The 4,043-nt window shown below is 40.5% G+C and carries 1 pseudogene; it reads left to right on the top strand.

Annotated features, from left to right (window positions below):
* Window positions 1-4,043 (top strand): annotated as a pseudogene (locus ACFINH_RS09210) (hypothetical protein); the annotation flags it as partial.

Raw genomic sequence — 4,043 nt, 5'->3', positions numbered from 1 at the left:
GCTGTAAGGACACAAGAAAACAGTAGAATTACGTTCCTTGCAAATGGTGAGATTAGCGCTAAATCAACGGATGCTATCACGGGTGGTCAGCTTTATTCGCTGAACGAACAACTTGCAACCTATTTTGGTGGAGGAGCAGGTTATAATGAAAAGGGAGAATGGGTTGCACCTACCTTCAAGCTTAAAACTGTCAATTCTGATGGTAGTGCTGGTGAGGAAAAGGTTTACAATAGTGTATCGGAAGCATTTGCTGGAGTTGCGAGTTCTATCACGAATGTTCATAATGATGTAAGTAATGTTGTCAGTGATAGCCTTGCCAAGCAGGATGATAATACGAAGGTTATCACTATTGGTAAAGAAGTAGAAGGTACAGAACTCAACATTGCCAACAGTAAGAAAGAAGACCGGATACTTTCAGGTGTTAAGGCAGGAGTGCTTTCAGCAGAATCGACAGAAGTTGTAAATGGCGCTCAGTTATTTGCGACTAATAAAAATGTTACGACAGTGACTACTAATCTAGACAGTGTTTCTAAAAATACATCGAGCTATTTAGGTGGTGGTGCTGATGTTCTTGTAGGCAATCTTCCGACGTATGTTGTTGGTGGTCAGTCATATCATGATGTTGGTTCAGCCTTTAGCGGTGTTGATACATCGCTGACAGATCTTCATAATGAGCTTTCTAAGAACAGCAATGAACTTACACAGACCATTGAGCAGAATGCTTTGTTGTGGAATGATGAAGCCAATGCCTTTGTCGCGCGTCATGTAAAGAACAAAGAGAAAGATGGTCAAGTTATAGCGGAACAAGAAAACAGCAAATTAAAATTTTTATTAGATGGAGAAATTTCTAAAGGTTCAACGGATGCTATCACGGGTGGTCAGCTTTATTCGCTGAACGAACAACTTGCAACCTATTTTGGTGGTGGTGCAGGTTATGATGAGCAAGGACAATGGAAGGCTCCAAGTTTTGTGATCAAGAAAGTTGATGCGGAAGGTAAAGAAAGTGAAGAAAGCTATAAGAGTGTAGCGGAAGCACTTTCTGATATTAGTAGTTCTGTCACAAATGTTCATAATGATGTTACCAATGTTGTCAGTGATAGCCTTGTCAAGCAGGATGAAAAGACGAAAATTATTACTATTGGTAAAGAAGTAGAAGGCACAGAAATAAGTCTTCTGGATGACAAGGGCAAAGAGCGGATACTTTCAGGTATTAAGGCAGCAACAAAGGATAATGAAGCTGTTAACAAAGGTCAGCTTGATAAAGGTTTGAAGGATCTTTCTACCAGCCTTCAGTCAGATGACTCGGCTGTTGTTCATTACGATAAAAAAGAGGGTGAGAATGGCGGCATTGATTACACGAGTGTGACTTTAGGTAAAGGTAAGGATGCAGGACCAGTTGCACTTCATAATGTAAAAGATGGTGCCATTGGTGAGAGTTCACATGATGCGATTAATGGTAGTCAGATCAACACGATTTCTCAGAATGTAGCTAAATTCCTTGGTGGCGATGCAAAATTTGTTGAGGGTACATTTACAGGACCAACCTACAAGTTATCCAAGGTTGATACAGCTGGTAATATAACAAATGGCTCTTTTGATAATGTTGGTAGTGCATTTACTGGTCTTGATGAGAATATCAAGAATGTGAATGCACGGATTAAAGAAGTTTCTGAAGGAGTAGCGCAAGATTCTTTATTATGGAATGATGAAGCCAATGCCTTTGTCGCGCGTCATGAGAAGAAGCAAGAAGAACAAGGCAGAGCTGTCAGGACACAAGAAAACAGTAGAATTACGTTTCTAGCAAATGGTGAGATTAGCGCTAAATCAACGGATGCTGTCGCTGGTAATCAACTTTATTCAATGAATCAGACATTTGCGACGTATTTTGGTGGAGGAGCTGGTTATGATAAAGATGGACAATGGAAAGCTCCAAATTTTGTAATCAAGAAAGTTGATGCAGAAGGTAAAGAAAGTGAAGAAAGCTATAAGAGTGTAGCGGAAGCACTTTCTGATATTAGTAGTTCTGTCACAAATGTTCATAATGATGTTACCAATGTTGTCAGTGATAGCCTTGTCAAGCAGGATGAAAAGACGAAAATTATTACTATTGGTAAAGAAGTAGAAGGCACAGAAATAAGTCTTCTGGATGACAAGGGCAAAGAGCGGATACTTTCAGGTATTAAGGCAGCAACAAAGGATAATGAAGCTGTTAACAAAGGTCAGCTTGATAAAGGTTTGAAGGATCTTTCTACCAGCCTTCAGTCAGATGACTCGGCTGTTGTTCATTACGATAAAAAAGAGGGTGAGAATGGCGGCATTGATTACACGAGTGTGACTTTAGGTAAAGGTAAGGATGCAGGACCAGTTGCACTTCATAATGTAGCGGATGGTACCATTGCTGAAAATTCACATGATGCGATTAATGGTAGTCAGATCAACACAATTTCTCAGAATGTAGCTAAGTTTCTTGGTGGTGATGCGGCATTTAAAAGCGGTAGCTTTATCAACCCTACTTATAACTTATCTCGCGTTTCTGAAGATGGTGAGGTAACACAAAAAGCCTTTACCAATGTTGGTTTAGCATTTGAAGGACTTGATGCAAATATCAAAAATGTGAATCAGCGTATTAAGGAAGTCTCAGAAGGAGTTGCACAAGATTCTTTATCATGGAGCGAGGGTGAAAAATCTTTTGTAGCCTTGCATGGAGGAAAAGACGGTGCAAAGACAAATAGCAAGATTAAGTTCCTTGCGGCAGGAGATATTACGAAAGAATCGACAGATGCAGTAAATGGCTCCCAACTTTATTCTTTAGGAAAAGATCTTGCATCGTACTTAAACGGTGATGCTAAGTATGAGAAAGATCAATGGTTGTTGCCTAGATTTAAAGTTACACACCTTAAAGAAGATGGCACATCAGAAGAAGCTGAGTATGATAGTGTTTCAGAAGCTCTTTCAGGTGTTGGTAATTCTTTCACGAATGTGGTTAAAGACTTTAATGACAAAGTCACGAATATTACGCAGGAAGTTCAAGGCGATGCGCTGTTGTGGAATGAAAGTGAAAAAGCCTTTGTAGCCAAGCATGGGGAAGGTAAGGACAGAAACAATAGCAAATTGAAGTTTCTTTTAGATGGAGAGGTTTCTGCAAGCTCTAGTGAAGCAGTCAATGGTTCTCAGCTTTTTGATACGAATAAGACTGTTGCAACTTATTTAGGTGGTGGCGCTGAATATAAGGAAGGTCAATGGAGTGCTCCAAGCTTCAAAGTTAAGATCGTCAAAGAAGATGGCAGTGCTGTTGAAGAGCAAAGTTATGATGATGTTGCCAAAGCGTTTGCTGGTGTAGGGGCTTCATTCACGAATATTCACAAAGAGCTTCAGAATGAGATTAATAAAGTTGTAGGAGATAGTCTTGTTAAGCAGGATGATGCTACGAAGGTAATCAAGATAGGTGATGAAAAAGAGGGTAGTGCAATCACAATTTCAAACATGAATGGTGATGCACGTAGTCTCTCTGGCGTGAAAGCTGGAACACTTTCTGAAGGCTCGACGGAAGCCGTGAATGGTTCTCAGCTTTATTCCTTGAATCAGACGCTGGCGGCTTATTTTGGTGGTGGAGCTCACTATGAAGATGGTCAATGGGTAGCACCTACTTTCAAAGTTACGACATTTAATGATGATGGTAGACCAGAAGAGCATAACTACCCTAATATTGCGGAAGCGTTTGTTGGTGTAAGCAATTCATTTACAAAGCTTCATAATGAGATTTCAGACAATATTGAGCAGAATGCGTTGTTGTGGAGTGATGAAGACAGTGCGTTTGTAGCGCTTCATGGGAAGGGAGATAAAAGAAGTAAGAGCAAACTGAAGTCAGTTTTAGATGGCGATATTTCTGAAGGTTCGACAGAGGCGATTACGGGCAATCAGCTTTATTCCTTGCATCAGACGCTAGCGCTGTATTTAGGAGGAGGGGCTAGCTATGAAGGTGGCGAATGGAGGGCTCCGGAATTCAAGGTTTCACAATTCAATTCTGATGGTAGTTCGTCAGA

Origin of the sequence: Bartonella sp. AA74HLJMH (assembly GCF_042197045.1) — a bacterium.
Lineage (GTDB): Bacteria > Pseudomonadota > Alphaproteobacteria > Rhizobiales > Rhizobiaceae > Bartonella.
Note: the sequence above shows the minus strand (reverse complement) of the source record. Positions and strands in the feature narration are given on the sequence as shown.